The organism is Corynebacterium falsenii (assembly GCF_020099275.1).
GTDB classification, from domain to species: Bacteria; Actinomycetota; Actinomycetes; order Mycobacteriales; family Mycobacteriaceae; genus Corynebacterium; species Corynebacterium falsenii.
In genome coordinates, this window is the sequence record NZ_CP083646.1 from 1,201,593 (window position 1) to 1,217,442 (window position 15,850).

The 15,850-nt window shown below is 63.9% G+C and carries 11 protein-coding genes; 7 read left to right on the forward strand and 4 right to left on the reverse strand.

What is annotated here, in order from left to right:
* Positions 1 to 136 precede the first annotated feature (136 nt).
* The 6 genes from LA343_RS05330 (at position 137) to LA343_RS05355 (ending at position 7,309) form a co-directional block, all read left to right on the forward strand.
* A complete protein-coding gene (locus LA343_RS05330; protein ID WP_025402316.1) occupies positions 137 to 739 on the forward strand; it encodes a metallophosphoesterase in 603 nt (200 codons plus the stop codon).
* A gap of 63 nt (positions 740 to 802) precedes the next feature.
* Complete coding sequence (locus LA343_RS05335; RefSeq protein WP_025402317.1) at positions 803 to 1,564, forward strand: hypothetical protein; 762 nt, start codon at positions 803 to 805, stop codon at positions 1,562 to 1,564.
* Between the two features lie 83 nt (positions 1,565 to 1,647).
* On the forward strand, positions 1,648 to 3,480 hold the full coding sequence (locus tag LA343_RS05340) for a thiamine pyrophosphate-binding protein (RefSeq protein WP_025402318.1): 1,833 nt from the start codon (positions 1,648 to 1,650) through the stop codon (positions 3,478 to 3,480).
* Between the two features lie 335 nt (positions 3,481 to 3,815).
* Positions 3,816 to 5,963, forward strand: coding sequence for a BCCT family transporter (locus tag LA343_RS05345; RefSeq protein ID WP_081737282.1), 2,148 nt, complete (start codon positions 3,816 to 3,818; stop codon positions 5,961 to 5,963).
* 129 nt (positions 5,964 to 6,092) lie between these two features.
* Positions 6,093 to 6,947, forward strand: a complete 855-nt coding sequence (locus LA343_RS05350) for a 3-hydroxybutyryl-CoA dehydrogenase (protein WP_025402320.1) — start codon at positions 6,093 to 6,095, stop codon at positions 6,945 to 6,947.
* 164 nt (positions 6,948 to 7,111) lie between these two features.
* Positions 7,112 to 7,309: a CsbD family protein gene (locus tag LA343_RS05355; protein ID WP_182840959.1), complete on the forward strand. Its 198-nt coding sequence runs from the start codon at positions 7,112 to 7,114 to the stop codon at positions 7,307 to 7,309.
* Between the two features lie 88 nt (positions 7,310 to 7,397).
* On the opposite strand, the gene LA343_RS05360 is transcribed toward LA343_RS05355, so the two are convergent.
* From LA343_RS05360 to LA343_RS05375, 4 genes are all read right to left on the reverse strand, one after another.
* Positions 7,398 to 8,798 (reverse strand): aminotransferase class III-fold pyridoxal phosphate-dependent enzyme, encoded by a 1,401-nt coding sequence (locus tag LA343_RS05360; RefSeq protein WP_025402322.1) that lies wholly within the window; start codon positions 8,796 to 8,798, stop codon positions 7,398 to 7,400.
* A gap of 24 nt (positions 8,799 to 8,822) precedes the next feature.
* A complete protein-coding gene (locus LA343_RS05365) occupies positions 8,823 to 10,763 on the reverse strand; it encodes an ABC transporter ATP-binding protein (RefSeq protein ID WP_025402323.1) in 1,941 nt (646 codons plus the stop codon).
* A gap of 12 nt (positions 10,764 to 10,775) precedes the next feature.
* On the reverse strand, positions 10,776 to 12,029 hold the full coding sequence (locus LA343_RS05370; RefSeq protein WP_025402324.1) for a MalY/PatB family protein: 1,254 nt from the start codon (positions 12,027 to 12,029) through the stop codon (positions 10,776 to 10,778).
* Between the two features lie 64 nt (positions 12,030 to 12,093).
* On the reverse strand, positions 12,094 to 13,653 hold the full coding sequence (locus LA343_RS05375) for a carboxylesterase family protein (protein WP_025402325.1): 1,560 nt from the start codon (positions 13,651 to 13,653) through the stop codon (positions 12,094 to 12,096).
* A 60-nt stretch (positions 13,654 to 13,713) separates the two neighbouring features.
* Between LA343_RS05375 and LA343_RS05380 the strand changes: the two genes are divergently transcribed.
* The gene (locus LA343_RS05380) at positions 13,714 to 15,849 is read left to right on the forward strand and encodes a M3 family metallopeptidase (protein ID WP_025402326.1); all 2,136 of its coding nucleotides are present in this window, start codon (positions 13,714 to 13,716) and stop codon (positions 15,847 to 15,849) included.
* Position 15,850: the final 1 nt, after the last annotated feature.

Consider the following 15,850-nt stretch of genomic DNA (forward strand, 5'->3'; position numbering starts at 1 on the left):
GTTAGCGGCGATTAACTATGGCTATACTGGCGGCTACACGTGGCAGCTGTGAGTGGCGGCGACGAGTCGACCCCATCGCACCCGACGAGAAACAAACGAGACAGAGACGAGACAGAGCAGGAGGCACGAACACCACATGGCGCAGACGTGGTACACCAGCGACCTCCACCTCGGCCACCCCTTTGTGGCGGGACTTCGAGGCTTCGACGACGTGGAGGAACACGACCGCGTGATTCTCCACAACCTGTCCCAGGCCCTCTCCCCGGGCGACACTCTGTGGGTGCTCGGTGACATCTCTTCCGGATGGGCGCCCCAAGAGCAACGGGCACTGCGGTTGCTCAAGGAGCTGTTTACCCCGCTGCGCCACACCGGCGATGCTGCGGAGCCCGTGCGATTCCACCTCATTAGCGGAAACCACGATTCCAGCCATCCGCTGCATGAGCACAGCTCGGAGTCTCAAGCGGACTTCCTCGATGTCTTCGATTCGGTACAGTCATTCCAGTACGCGATCTGGGAGGGGCAGGACTACTGGATGTGCCACTTCCCAAGGCCGGGCTATGACCACGAGGGAATGGTGTCTCGCCATGATCCCCTGCGGCTGGATGTTCCGCACCTCGTCCATGGCCACCTGCACTCCGTCGAGCCGGTGACCGGGCCGGGCCAAGTGGATGTGGGAGTGGATGCGTGGGATTTGAGCCCCGTGCGCCGCGACGACGTGATGAACCTCGTTTTCCGCTGACCCTGCCACCAACGATTGAGCTGCCAGCAACGCTGGTGAACTGACGCAACAGGAGAAACCCCCATGAGTTCCGACAAGGGCTTTGACTACTCGGGTAATGCCGATAACGCCGACAACGCTGACAACGCTAACGATAAGACCCAGCAGTTTCGCCGCCCCGACCTCGAGTCCGAACCGCAGCGCGGACCGAAGCCTCCGCAGTACCGCCGGGCTGCTGATTACAACCCGGACTACAACTCGGATTACAGCCACGACGAGACGCAATACTTTAGCGCCGGCCCGGCATACGGGGCAGGGGTCCATCAAGGCGGTTATCAGCAAGGTGGTTACCAGCAGTTGCCCATGCAACCAGGCATGCAGCAGCCGATGCAACAGGGGCCGCAACAACCCGCGCAGCAACCTAGGCAACCCCGCCCCGGCTACGACCCGCGCAACGGACAGCCGTCGTTCGGCCCCGGTCCTGGCTCCCGCGCGGCCACGCCAGCGTCCTCGGGGCGGGGCGGCGGTTCCGGCGTTGCAAAGATCGCGATCACGCTCATCGCCGTTATTGTGTTGGTGATTATCGGCGTGATTCTGTTTAACACCCTGGGCAGCGGGGACGATCCGGCGTCGGATAAAAAGACCACCAGCACCGAGCAGACCGCCAACACGCCTACGCCCACCCCGACCCAAACGACCCCCGAGGACAACGGCGGGTTCCAGCTGCCTGGGCGTTCGGATCTGCCGGAGATAACCCCGCCGAGCATCGAACTGCCCACGATCACCGATGTGCCGAGCCCGATCGAGAGCCTCCTCAGCGAGGTGCCCGATCTACCGCGACCGTAGCGGTGACGGCGGGGTGACGGAGCACTGGCAGTAGAGGCGATAAGCCATGTGCTTGTCGCGTCCACTAGCTACACTTAGCGATCGTGAATCATGTCGAACATAAGAATGTCGAACACAAGAATGTAGCCTACTTCATCGCCCGCCAACTCCTCGCCGAGCAGGCAACCGTTTTCGGTGTGGTGGGCAACGGGAACATTCACATCGTCAGCGACTTCCACCGCGCCGGGGGACGGTACATCTCCACGCGGCACGAGGCAGGTGCCGTCGCCGCAGCTGACGCCTTCTATCGCGCCACCGGAACGATCGCGGTGGCGACCAGCACGTACGGGCCGGGGTTCAGTAATGCCCTGACACCCCTGAGCGAGGCCCACGCGGCCAGGATTCCCCTGGTCTACATCACCGCCGACGCTCCGGCGGCGGGTTTGCGACCCATCGACATTGATCAGCGCGCCATCGCCGCTGCCATGGGATTGCAGTCCGTGGTGGTGACCGAGGAGCATTGCGCGGATGTGCAGCAGGCCGCCGACCTCGTGGCCGAAGCCTTCAACACGGCCCGGCGGACCTCCTTGCCGGTCGTGGTGTTCGTCCCCTTCGACTTGGTGGTGCGGGAGGGGACCCTGGCCGATCCGGGTGCCGTTAGCATCGATCACCCCACCGATCGCGAGGCGGGGGAGGACCCTGAGAGTGTCGCCGTGGCAGGCCGGGCAGAGATGCGCCGCACGCAGTGGGCGGTGGTCAACGCACCTGACACCGAGGCCGCCGGGAACCACAACACAGTGCGCACCATCGTGGACAACACCGATGAATTCATTCAGTCCCTGGCAAACGAGTTGCGCGCGGCACATCGTCCGCTCATCGTCGTCGGCCGAGGTGCCGTGGAGGCCGGGGTATGCTCGCAGATCGACGAACTGGCCGCGACCCTCGGCGCCCTGACCTGCACCACCGTGATGGCGCGCAGCAGCGTGGATCCCCACTGGAACCTCGGTGTTGCCGGTGGCTTTGCCCACCGCGGTCGCCTGGAAACGTTCCGCAGCGCGGATCTTGTGCTCGTTCTGGGCGCGAGCCTGAACAAGTTGCAGACGCGGGCCGGCACGCTCTTTGGCGATGGCGCCCGCGTTGTGCGCATCGACTCCAATCCGCTGCACCGCCCGTTCGTCACCGTCGATAGCGATCTGCGCGCGCCGCTCGAGCAGGCGATTCCGCACCTGCTGGCCGCCGTGGCGGATGATGCCACGGACGTTCCGGCAGGCACGTGGCGCGATCAACTCGGCACGTTGCCGCCGGAGGAAACCGAGGAGCTGGATCTGGGTTGCTTCAATGAGGTGGCCAGCGATGGAAAGCTCGATCCTCGTTTTGTTCTCCGACGCCTCAACGCCCTTCTTCCCCCACGCCGCAGCGTGGTGACGGATGGTGGGCACTTCCTGGGGTGGGTGCCGAAGTATGTGGACGCACCGGATCCGTACAGCACGATCCTCGTGGGCACGGCAGTGATGACCATCGGCCTGGGGCTTTCCTCCGGCGTGGGTGTGGCGGCGGCGCGTCCGGAATCATTCACGGCGCTGATCAGCGGTGATGGCGGAACACTCATGGGGCTGGCCGACGCGCAGCCATTCCTGGCGGAAGTGGGGAACTCGGCCGGGGGAGGGGCGCTTATTGTTCTCAACGACGCGGCCTATGGCGCCGAAGTCCACCAGTACGCCCGGAAGGGCTTGGAGCTGGATCCCATGGAGGTGCCGGATGTTAGCTTCGCCGCGGCCGGAGCGCCGTTCGGGGTGGAGGGCATCACGATCACCAGCCCGGAGGAGCTGGCGGTCGGCGGGGCCTTGGCGACGTTCCTCGAGCAGCATCGCGGCGAGGCCGTGATCGTCGATGTGAAGATCAGCCGCGACCCCATCGCCGACTTCCTGCGCGAATAGCGGGCCCGGTGTGCCTAGGCGCACCACAGTCGAGCGACCTTCTCCAGAACAACACCAAACCCCCAGGTCCGTTAGACCTGGGGGCTCAGCGCTGACGTTTCAAGAGGAGAATGACCGTTCGTATTGTGATCCTTTCTGTTGACCAGTGATCACTAATCTAAACTGCCTTCCTTGAGGAAAGCTGTGGGAGCTCTGCTAGGTCGGTAGAGGTTCTGTAGTGAATTCTTCAGTGCCTGCAGCGCTACTTTTTTCCAGCAGGCTCCCCGTTGCCGATAATGTGTACGGATGACTGACGTCGCAAGGAGAACATCGAGTGCAAGAAAGAGTGATCGTTGATGGCGAATAAAAAGATTCGCGCAGTCCGGGTGCGAAAGGGCTCCGAGATACTCTCCGAGTACTCCACCCTCCCCAACAAGGGAGGTAGCTCCGGCGAGACCACCGGCACCACTACTGCCGGCATCACAGCCGCGGGCTCCACCGGCTCGGTAGCCACCGCGGATGCCCCCGCAGCGTCTAGCGACTCCGCAACGGAACCGACGCGCAAGAAGGCCAAGGTTGATCCGCTCATCTTCGGGCTGTCCTTCGGCTCCATCCTCATCTTCGTCATCACCACCATCACGTTCAAGCAGCGTGCTGCGGACGTCCTCAGCACCGCCGCCAACTGGCTGTTGACGAACTTCAACTGGCTCTACATCGGCAGCGTGTCGATCTGCTTCATCTTCCTCATGGTGCTGTTCGTATCCCGTTTCGGCAGGATGCGGTTGGGCGTCGATGGTGAACAACCCGAGCACTCTACGAAGTCCTGGTTCGCCATGCTCTTCGCTGGTGGCCTGGGATCCGTCCTGATGTTCTATGGCGTGGCGGAACCGCTCAACCACGCGGTCAACGTCCCCATGCAAGATGCCGAGCCGCTGAGCAACAAGGCCGTGGGCGAGGCCATGGGCTTCACCCTGTACCACTTCGGTCTGCACATGTGGGTCATCCTGGCGCTGCCGGGACTGGCCTTGGGCTACTTCATCTACAAGCGCCACCTGCCGCCACGCGTCTCGAGTATCTTCGCCCCGCTGCTGGGGTATGCGATCTACCGCTGGCCGGGCAAAATTATCGACGCGCTAGCGATTATCGGCACGGTCTTCGGCATCGCCGTGTCCGTGGGCCTGGGAACGCTCCAGATCAACTCCGGCCTGGCCAAGCTGTTCGGTGCTCCCCAGGTGGCGTGGGTGCAGATCGGAATCCTCGCGGTCATCGTGACGGCCTCGGCCGTGTCCGTTTCCACCGGCCTGAACAAGGGCATCAAGTGGCTGTCCAATATCAACATCCTCACCGCCACCGGCCTGATGGTCTTCGTGCTGCTCACCGGCCCCACGCTGTTGCTGTTGCGCGGCACGATGGATGCCACGTCTCTGTACGCCGAATACCTGCCGAAGATCATGTTCTGGTCTGACTCCCAAGACGTACACCCGGGCTGGCAGGGCAAGTGGACCGTGTTCTACTGGGCATGGACCATCTGTTGGTCGCCTTTCGTGGGCATGTTCGTGGCCCGCATCTCCCGCGGCCGCACCGTGCGCGAGTTCATCGGTGGCGTGCTGTTGCTGCCCACTGCCTTCGTGATCGTGTGGTACGCCATCTTCGGCTACGCGGGTCTGGACATCGAGCGTAAGGATCCCGGCGTGTTGTCCGGACCGGTGGTCCAAGACGGCGACACGTCCGCGGCACTCTTCGGATTCCTCGAGCACTTCCCGTGGACCTTCGCGGTGAGCCTGCTGGCGCTGTTCGTGGTGGCAATCTTCTTCGTGACGTCCATCGACTCGGCCGCTTTGATCAACGACATGTTTGCCTCCGGTGAGGACGCCGCCACCCCGGTGTACTTCCGCATCCTGTGGGCCGTGGTCATCGGCGCCGTGGCCGGCGCCATCCTGATCATGGCACCTGGATCCGGTATCACGGCGCTGCAGGAAACCGTGATCATCGTGGGCTTCCCCTTCATGCTGACCAACGTGGTGATGATGTACTCGCTCATCAAGGGCATGAATTCCGACTACGCCGCCCGCCCCGAGCCGGTCACCCGCCAGTGGGGCAAGGCAGACAGCGCGGAGAAGCTCGCCGAGTTCGAGGCCGCCCCCGCCCCCGGCTACGACGAAGAAGGCAACGCCTTCCCGCGCTTCGAGTTCGACGAGAAGGGCAACCTCATCATTCCCGGCAACGTCCTCATCGAGGGCGACCTGGGCGTGTTCGGCCGCATGGAGGAAGAACCTGAACCGACTCCCACTAAGAAGCTCTACGACCAAGACGGTCACCTCGTCGACGAAGAGGGCAACCTCATCAACGAGGACGGTCACTTGGTCGATGAGGATGACAACCTCATTGACGAGGAAGGTCATTGGGTCGACGCCGAAGGCTACCGCATCGACGAGCAAGGTCGTCGGCTAGAAGACCTTACCGGCGAACCGGATCGCCCGGCAGGGGAGAGCCCTCAGCAGTGATCTTGTCGAACCAAGCCAGTGGGGTAGTGAGAAGCGTTACACTGGCTACAGGTTGAAAAGATCTAAAAATAACCGCAATCAAGCTGTGCGGGACAGGGTCGTTCCGGGCAGACGAGAGGAGCAACAAAGATGGTTCAACGTGTAGGCGTTATCGGTGCTGGCCTCATGGGCTCCGGCATTGCAGAGGTTGCCGCCAAGGCAGGCAGTGACGTTCTGGTGTGGGAAGCTAAGCAGGAGTTCGCGGACGCTGGCAAGCAGCGGATCGAGAAGTCCCTGAGCAAGGCCGTGGATCGCGGCAAGCTGTCTGCAGAGGACCGCGATGCAGCGCTGTCCCGACTGACCTTCACCACCAACTTGGAGGACTTCGCCGACCGCGAGATGGTGATGGAAGCCATCATCGAAAACGAGGACATCAAGAAGGACGTCTTCTCCAAGCTGGACAAGATCGTGGAGGACAAGAACGCTCCGCTGTGCTCCAACACCTCCTCCCTGCCGATTCAGACGATCGCCAGCGCCACGGAGAACCCGCAGCGCGTCATGGGCCTGCACTTCTTCAACCCCGTGCCGGTTTTGCCGCTCGTCGAGGTCATTCCCGCGCTCACCACCGATGAGTCCGTCGTGGAGCGCGCCCAGACCTACGCCACCGACGTGCTCGGCAAGACCGCCATCCGCGCGAAGGATCGCTCGGGCTTTATTGTGAACTTCCTGCTAGTTCCCTACATGTTGTCTGCGGTTCGCATGGTGGAAAACGGTGTGGCAACCCCCGAAGACATCGATGCCGGCATGAAGCTGGGTGCTAACCACCCCATGGGTCCGCTCACCCTCGCGGACATGGTTGGCCTCGACACCTGCGCTTTTATCGCCGATGTCATGTACAAGGAGTACGGCGACCCGAGCTACGCATGCCCGCCGCTGCTGCGCCGCATGGTCACCGCCGGCCACACCGGGCGTAAATCCGGCAAGGGATTCTACGAGTACAATTAATCCCACTGCCTAGTTGGCACAAGCCGTATATGGTTGCGGGAGAACAACGCCACGTTGTTTGTGACCTACAACCAGGTATCACTACGGTGACAAGCTACCTGGGCACCGTCGACACTTTTGATTTGAGCCACGACGGCTCAAGAAAGGTAGGGCATACTATGTCCATGGATGAACTGAAGAACAAGGCAGAGGGCGTTGCAGGCCAGGCTAAGGAAGCTGCCGGCGAAGCCACCGACAACGACAGCCTCAAGAACGAAGGCCGCGCTGATCAGACCAAGTCTGACATCAAGGAGAAGGCCAACGAGCTGAAGGACAAGGCTTCCGACGCCTTCAACAAGATCGTGGGCGACGCAAAGAACTAAGCCGCGAAGCGAAGTAAAACACCACGGGGGCTGTGCACGAGCACAGCCCCCGTGGTGTTTCGTTGTGTCGGGGCGCGTACGCCGCAAACTAGGCGCCGAAGACCTCATCCACCGCGGCGGTGATCTGCTCCATGACCCACTCCATCTGCTCGCCGGTGGTCACCAGCGGGGGAGCGATGTGCAGGCGATTGCCCGACACCATGGGCCACAACCCGGATGCCTTCAGGGCAGCGCCCAGTGCACCCATCCGGTCGGCATCCATGGGTTGCTTGCTGGTGGCGTCGGCGACAAATTCAATTGCCCAGAAGAACCCGCGGCCACGAACGTTGCCTACCTCGGAGTGCGCCTCCGAGATCTTCTCGAGGGCCGGGCGGATCACCTCATCGCCCACCTGAGCCACGTGATCGAACGTGCCCTCGCGGCGGTAGACCTCCTGGGCGGCCACGCCGGGAGCGCAGGCCACGGGGTGACCGGAGTAGGTAAGCCCACCGGGGTAGGAGCTGTCCTTGAAGCGGTTGTAGATCTCCTCGGTCATCATCACACCACCGAGCGGCGCCATGCCGCCGTTGACGCCCTTGGCGAAGGTCACGAGATCGGGCTGCAGGTCGCTGCCGCCGTGCTCGTAGGCGAACATCCGACCCGTGCGGCCGAAGCCCACCATCACCTCATCGGCGATCCACTTGGCACCGTGGCGGTCGCAGATCTCGCGCACGCCCTGCAGGTAGCCCTCCGGCGGGACGATGATGCCGGACGAACCCACCACGGGCTCTACGAGGACCGCGGCCACATCGCCCTCGAAGATGAGCGTCTGCTCGAGCTGCTCCAAAGCGCGCTCGCACTCCTCCTGCTCCGTCGTGGAGTGGAAGGGGGAACGGTAGAGGAACGGGCCCCAGAAGTGCTTGATATCGCCGTCAGTGGTCGGGTTGCCGAGACGGCGGGCCTCACCGGTGGCCATGATCGCGGAACCCGTCGCTCCGTGGTAGCTGCGGTAGGCGCTGAGGATCTTCTGCTTGCCCGTGGTCAGGCGAGCCATGCGGATGGCGTGCTCGATGGCGTCCGCGCCGCCGTTGGTGAAGAACACGTGGGAGAACTCGCCCTGGGCGCGCTCCACGATGGTGTCTGCCAATTCGCCGCGCACGTCGTTGGCGAAGGCCGGGTTGAGGTTGCCCACGCGGGTGACCTGGCGCTGGATCGCCTCGACCAGATCCGGGTGAGCGTGGCCCAGGTTGGCGCTCACGAGCTGGCTGGCGAGATCGAAGTAGCCTGTGCCCTCATAATCGTAAATCCACACGCCCTCGGCCTTTGCGATGGGCTGCGGGTTAATGGCGCCTTGCGCGGACCAGCTGTGGAACACACGGCCGCGGTCGTTGCGGCGCACCTCCTTTTCCGCAGCCTGCGCCTCGGGGGAGCCGACCTGCACGGTGGAACCGTCGGGAAGTTCGAACGAATCGATGTGAGGGGGGAAATCAGAAGCTGTTGCCGAAGTCATGGTGACAGCCTACTCCCCGAAGCCTCATTCCTTCTCAGCGAGCTGAGCCTCGATGGCGGCGTAATCTTCCTCGTCCTCGTCGTCATCCAGGCCGTCCATGCCGTCGGTGAAGCCGAACTTCTTGAGCCGCTTGCGATCCTCCGCAGACGAGCTGCTCGTCAGGCGCAGCAGCTCGGAGTAAATGCCACCGGAGGTTGCCAACTCGGCCGGGGATCCGACCTCATCCACGTGGCCCTTATCCAGCGTCACGATAGTATCCACGCCGGCGATGGTGGACAGGCGGTGCGCGATGACCAGCGTGGTCTTGCCCACCATGAGCTGATCTAGACCGGCCTGAACCACGCGCTCGGCCTTGGTATCCAGTGCGGAGGTGGCCTCGTCCAGGATCAACACCGGGGCATCCTTGAGCATTGCGCGAGCCACTGCGATGCGCTGCTTCTGGCCGCCAGACAGACGCAGGCCACGCTCACCGATGAGCGTGTCGTAGCCCTTGGAGAAGCTCATGATGAAATCGTGCGCGAAGGCTCGCTTGGCCACTTCCTCGACTTCCTCGTCGGTGGCACCCGGCTTGGCGTAGGCAATGTTCTCGCGGATGGTGCCCGAGAACAGCGCCGGCTCCTGGAACACCACGCCCACGGAGCTGCGCAGCTGAGCCGCCGAGAGCTCGGACACATCCTGCCCGCACACCTTCAGCTGACCGGAGGTGGGGCGGTAGAGGCCCAGCAGCAGGTTCACCAGCGTGGACTTACCGCCGCCAGATTCACCCACCAGCGCCACCCGCTGGCCGCGCTCGGCGGAGAAGGACACACCATGGATGACTGGTTCATCGGCCTCGTAGCCGAAGTCAACGTTGTTAAATTCGATGACCGGACCCGTGGCCGGTGCCTGCAGCTGCGGGGTTTCGCTGGATTCGATGTCCGCCTTGTCGATGACCATCGGGCCACCGGGGCGGGATGCCTCCAGCAGGGGCTTCGTTGCCGAGGGCTCCTCCAGCTCCTCCATCGTCTCGAAGTACTCGCGCGAACCGGCGGCGGCGCGCTGTGCGGCGTCGACCATCCAACTCATCATTCCGGCTGGTTGCCGTGCCATGAGCACATACTGCAGCAGCAGAACCATGTCGCCCAGCGTGAAGTCGCCGCGCAGGGTGCGCCAGAACAGCATCAGATAGATCGCGAAGAAGATGATGTTCATGCCACCCATGCGCAGCACGTCCATGAAGTGCCACCACCGGGACTGCTCGCGGGTGAGCGAAATGGTGGAGGCGAAGTGGCCCTGGAACAGGCGCAGCTCGCGCAGCTCCGTCACGAAGGACTTGACCACCTTCACCTGGCCGATGACCTCGGCGAAGCGCCCCTGGGCCGTATCAATGTGCTCGTTTTTGTCCTTCTCCCAGACCATCCACTTTTTCGACGTCAACATCGTCAGGTAGAGATACAGCGGGAAGATCACGGCCAACAGCACAGCGAGCGGCCAGTAGTAGATCGCGGTGATCACCAGGATCATGATGACCGTCAGCAGCATCGAGAAGAAGTTGTTGGCGAAGGACTTGATGAAGTCCGTCAACCCCAGAATCGAGCGGTCCAGGCGGGAGATGATCGTGCCGGTGACCTGCTTGTCGTAGTAGCCCTGCGGCAGGGCCAGCAGCTTCGCGAAGTAGCGGTTGGAGAGGATCTGCCGCATCCGCATAGCCATGACGTCGCCGAACCAGCCGCCCACGTTGCGCACAACCGTGTTGGTGAGCTCCACCGCCAGCAGCCCCAGCGCCAGCCAGATGATCGTACGAGTGGCGGCATCGACATCCCCGTTGCCGCTCACTGTGCCCACGATGGTGTCCGTGGCCACCTTGACCAGGTACGGAGAAACGAGAGCGAGCACCGCGGTGACGGTGCTCGCGATCATCACGATGACATAGAAGGACCAGAGTTCACGCGTGGACCGGATAATTCGGCTGAAAGCTGCGATCATGAGTAGCTAACACTACTGCGAGAAATCAGCAGCTGCCAATCTGTCCAGAGCCTCGTTGAGGATCTCGCGGCTGGTAGCGAAGTTGATGCGCACGTGTCCCTCGCCACCCGCGCCGAACATCGTGCCCTCGTTGAAGGCCACCTTGGCTTTTTCTAGGATCTTCTTTCCCGGTTGCGTGGCTAGGCCCGGCACGGCGCTGACATCCACCCACAGCAGGTAGCTGGCTTCCGGGCGGGTGAACGTGGCACCGGGGAGAACCTCACCCAGGCGGCGTTCCAGCAGATCCAAGTTGCCGGAGAGGTATTCCACCTCGTTATCTAGCCAGGCCCCGCCCTGCGTGTATGCGGCTTCGGTGGCGACCTGTCCCAGCGTGGAGGCCGAGCCAGTCCGCAGCGGGCTGACCTTCGCCATGACTTCCCGGTCTTTGGGGTTGGTGAAGATCATCTGCGCGCAGTGCAGGCCGGCGGTGTTCCAGCCCTTCGAGGTGGCGGTGACCGTCACCGTGACTTCTGCTGCGCGGTCGCTGAGGGAGGCCAGCGGGGTGTGGCGGGCAGGCGAGTAGACGATCGGGGCGTGAATCTCATCGGAGATCAGGCGCACGCCGTACTTATCCGCCAGCTCGACGAGCTCCTCGAGCTCCTCGGGGCGCCACGCCCGACCCAGCGGGTTGTAGGGGTTGCACACGATCATGGCGCCCACGCCATTGGGGTTGGACGTGCTGCTGAATGCCTTCTCGAGCGCCGCGATGTCGAACGCCCACTCGCCGCTGTGGTCGCTGTCGCTGTCACTGCCGCCGTCACCGCGCCGCATCATCGGCACCTCCACTTTCGGGCGGTGTGTTGCGCTCGGTACATCGAAGAACGGGTGATAGCTCGGCACGGGCAGGATCACATCCGACCCCTGGGGCGTGAGCTCCTCAATCGCCACGGCCACGCCCTTGACCACATCGGGCACCAGGCGCACCCACTCCGGTGAGACTGTCCAGCCGAAGCGCTCCCCCAGGAACCCGCACAGGGCCTTCTGGGTGGCGCCGTCGCGCTTTTCGTAGCCGAAGTATTGCCGGTCGGTCGCCTCGTGGATGGCGTGGTTCACCGCTGGGCAGGTCTCGAAATCCGATTCCGCGACCCACATGGGCAACACCCCGTCCTCGTAGACGCTCCACTTCATCGTCCCGCGCGCTCGCAGCGTATCGAGGTCGGCGACAGTCACCTCGTCGCTGGGGTGCGAGTTGGCATCGAGGGCGTGATCCAAGGCGTGTTTACTCATGCCCGTCATTGTAGAGCCTCACCGCCGAGACGCACCGCCGTGCCTCGCTGTCCGGTGTGGCTGCTCACTCGTTCTTTACCGAAAACGCCGAAGACTCAATAGACTCCATAGGCTCCATGATCGCCCGCACCACCCGCAGCGGATCACTCCCGACGTCACCCACGCTGCCCCCGTCCTCACTCACCGCACCCATGTCGAACATCATCGCCCGCCGCCCGTCATCGGCACGAAACTCCGGCCACTCCGGCCGCCGCCCATGAGCAAAATCCACCACGATCCGATGAAACTCATCCGCTAGCGGCTGCAACCTCCGCTGCGCATCCGGCCCACAGAACCGACGCACCCGCTCGTCCGTAACCGCCAACGCATCGAACACCAGCGGCAGGTCGCCGCAGTGCTGCGCCACGAGGTGCCGGTCAGCCGTGTCATTGTGGAACTCGTACATCCACGTCTGCGCCCGCCGAGCATGCGCTTCGGCGACCTCGTTGACCCACCGCCGGATCACGCCGTCACCGATCGCCCGCCCCATCGGCCGTGGCGCACCCGCTTGCCTCACATAGCGCTTCCACAGTTGTTTCTTTTTTCTCGACGCCGCAACGGGCAGCTCCACCCACGTCGCCGTCGCGTACCCCAGTGCCCACCCGATTCCGGAGACCACGCGGTTGCGCGACCCGGCGAGCCGATCGAATGCCGGAGCCGGAGCCATGTTGACGAATTCATCGCGCATACTGCCCACCAGCATCGGCACGGTGGCCATGGTGTCCGCCCGGAAGGGGGAGGGCCCCACGGCGCAATCGTGCGGGTAGATCCGCGAAAACCGCCGGTAGGCGCGGTCGACCTGGTCGTGGCTGAGCCCCGCCACATCCGCCCGTGTGATGGCCGCAGGCGCCAGGCCCACCCGCTGAGCCAGCGACCGCAACCCGAGCACGCGCGCGGCCGTGGCCCTGCGCTCTTGCCACCCACGCCGCGGGAAGCCCCAGGACAGTACCACCGCCCGGTGGATCAACCCCGAAGTGCGCGGGCTCGTCAACAACCAACACACCAGCGCCGCCCCGGCGGATTGCCCCATGGCCGTGACGTTGGTGGGGTCCCCGCCGAACCTCGCGATGTGGGCGCGAACCCAGCGCAGTGCCTCGGCAATATCCTCCGCACCGCGTAAATACCCCGGCTCACGCGCCGGGTCGTATCCGCTGGGCTGGTCCTCGTCATCGAGCGGCAGGAATCCGTCGAAGCCCATGCGGTAGTTCACGCTCACATACACGCACCCCGAGCGGGCGAACGACGTGCCGCGGTACCACGCCTCGTTCGCATCACCCTCCTCGTAGCGCCCGCCGTGGACGAACACCACCACTGGCAACCCAGCACCACTGCGTGCGCTGGCCCCGGCCGGGGTCGTGATCGACAGGCTATGGGGATTGGGGTGGTGGGGGTGGCTGGTGGCGTCGACCATACAGGGACCCCGACCCGCGATGGGAGTGACGGGTGCGAAACGATCGGCCACCGACACGATCGGCGTGGCATACGGCACCGAGCGGAAGCGATCAGTGGTGCCATCGGTGGTGCCCACGATGGTCGTGTCCTCGGTGATGACCCGGACCGTGGTGGGGCCAGAAGCTGAACTCATGATTCCCAGGCTAAAGGGGCACGGCTTGCCTCGGTGGGCCATTCACTAAAGTGGGTGCCCATGGACTACTTCCAGAACGCTTCCGTATTGCCCTACCAACTCCCGGATTTCGACGCCGTCCAGGAGGAACTAGACAATCACGCAATCGTGCCGGCATTTCGCACTGCCTTGGCCGACCACGCCGCAGAGCTGGCCGCGATTGCCGACAACCCTGCAGAACCAACGTGGGAGAACACCTACGAGGCGCTGGAGGAATCCGGAGCGATGCTGGACCGCGTGCTCGCCATCGTTTTCAACTACGCGGGAACGATGGCCACGCCGCAGATCCGGGAGATCGAGGGGACCGTGAGCGCGGAGCTGGCGGCGCACACCAGCGACATGCTGCTCAACACGAAACTATGGGACCGGCTCCGCGCGATCCCGCCGGCACCCGAAGGGAGCGAGGAAGAGGCCCTGCAGAAGTACTGGGCCAAGCGGTTCTTGCGCGGCGGCGTGGAGCTCGATAAGGAGCAGCGCGAGACCCTCAAGCAGATCGACGCCACCCTTGCGCACAAGACCACCGCGTTCGGGGCCATGCTGCAAGAGCAGATGGAAAAGGCGGCCGTGCTCATCGAGGACGAAGACCTGCTGGCCGGGCTCAGCGACTCCGACAAGGACGCCCTGCGCGCCGAGGCCAAGGAGGCTGGGCACGAGGGATGGCTTATCCGCATCGGACTGCCGAGCGTGCAGCCGATCCTGGAGAGCCTCGATCACCCGGAGGCGCGGCGACGCGTGCACGAGGCCTCGCTGAACCGGGCGAAGGGGATCACGGACCTGACCCTGCTTAATATCGTGCGGTTGCGGGCCAACCGGGCGGAACTGCTGGGCTTCGATACTCACGCCGATTTTGTGGCGAAGGAAGAGACCGCGGGGAGCCTGGCGGCGGTGGAGGATCTGCTGCGGCAGGTCACGCCGGCGGCGGTGGATAACGCGCACGGTGAGTACAAGCGGGCGCTGGACAATAAGGCTGTGAGTGGCGGTGCCGACGAGCTGTCGGCCGCGGATTGGCCGTACTGGGCAGGCAAGCTGCGCGAAGAAGAGCTCAACGTGGACGAAGCCGAGCTGAAGAAGTACTTCCCCTACGAACAGGTGCTCGTCGATGGCGCGTTCTACGCGGCCAAGCGGCTCTACGGCATCGACGTGACTGAGCGCACGGACCTCAAGGGTTACCACCCGGACGTGCGCGTGTGGGAGCTCAGCGAGGACATCGACGGCGAGCAGGTCGGCATCGGCCTGCTGCTCACCGACCCCTACGCTCGCTCCACCAAGCGCGGCGGCGCATGGATGAGCGGCTTCGTGGAGCAGGCCAACCTCACGGCGCAGGCGCCGGTGGTGGTCAACGTCATGAATATTGCCAAGCCGGCCGCCGGTGGGGCAGCGCTGCTGAGCATCGACGAGGTGCGCACGGTCTTCCACGAGTTCGGCCACGCCCTGCACGGGTTGCTTTCGGATGTGCGCTACCCGAGCCTATCGGGAACGAATGTGCCGCGGGACTTCGTGGAGTTCCCGTCCCAGATCAACGAAAACTGGGCGCTGGAACCGGAGGTGTTGCAGCACTACGCCAAGCACGTTGACACAGGCGAGGTGCTGCCCGACCGGCTGGTGAAGGCCGTGCGGGAGCAATCGAAGTGGGGGCAGGGCTTTGCCACCACGGAATACCTCGCGGCATGCTGGCTGGACCTGGCCTGGCACACGCTGAGCAGCGCGGAGGCGGAAAAGGTCACGGATGTGGAGGCCTTCGAAGCAGAAGCCCTGGCAGAGGCGGGCGTGGACATGAACGGCGCGATTGCTCCGCGCTACCGCTCCTCCTACTTCAACCACATTTTCGCGGGCGGCTACTCGGCCGATTACTGGTCCTACTTGTGGGCCGAGGTGCTGGATGCCGATGGCTTCCAGGCCTTCGTGGATACCGGAGCTGCTCGTGGGGATGCTGAGAGTCCTGAGAGTGCTGAGAGTCCTGAGAATGCCGCCGCAGACGACGCAGCCGTCACCATCGACCCAGACGACGTCCGGTTCGCCGGCGATCGCTTCCGCCGCATGATCCTCTCCCGCGGCGCCACGATCGACTACGAGGATGCATTCTGGATGTTCCGCGGCCAGCAACGCTCCGTGGAGCCGCTGCTTCGCCGGCGCGGGTTGAGCGGCAGCGTACACTAAA

Excerpts from the sequence above, each read along its gene's own strand:
- LA343_RS05380 (WP_025402326.1), top strand. The coding sequence starts at position 13,714 with ATGGACTACTTCCAGAACGCTTCCGTATTGCCCTACCAACTCCCGGAT.
- LA343_RS05355 (WP_182840959.1), top strand. The coding sequence starts at position 7,112 with ATGGATGAACTGAAGAACAAGGCAGAGGGCGTTGCAGGCCAGGCTAAG.
- LA343_RS05375 (WP_025402325.1), bottom strand. The coding sequence starts at position 13,653 with ATGAGTTCAGCTTCTGGCCCCACCACGGTCCGGGTCATCACCGAGGAC.
- LA343_RS05330 (WP_025402316.1), top strand. The coding sequence starts at position 137 with ATGGCGCAGACGTGGTACACCAGCGACCTCCACCTCGGCCACCCCTTT.
- LA343_RS05370 (WP_025402324.1), bottom strand. The coding sequence starts at position 12,029 with ATGAGTAAACACGCCTTGGATCACGCCCTCGATGCCAACTCGCACCCC.
- LA343_RS05345 (WP_081737282.1), top strand. The coding sequence starts at position 3,816 with ATGGCGAATAAAAAGATTCGCGCAGTCCGGGTGCGAAAGGGCTCCGAG.
- LA343_RS05365 (WP_025402323.1), bottom strand. The coding sequence starts at position 10,763 with ATGATCGCAGCTTTCAGCCGAATTATCCGGTCCACGCGTGAACTCTGG.
- LA343_RS05350 (WP_025402320.1), top strand. The coding sequence starts at position 6,093 with ATGGTTCAACGTGTAGGCGTTATCGGTGCTGGCCTCATGGGCTCCGGC.
- LA343_RS05335 (WP_025402317.1), top strand. The coding sequence starts at position 803 with ATGAGTTCCGACAAGGGCTTTGACTACTCGGGTAATGCCGATAACGCC.
- LA343_RS05360 (WP_025402322.1), bottom strand. The coding sequence starts at position 8,798 with ATGACTTCGGCAACAGCTTCTGATTTCCCCCCTCACATCGATTCGTTC.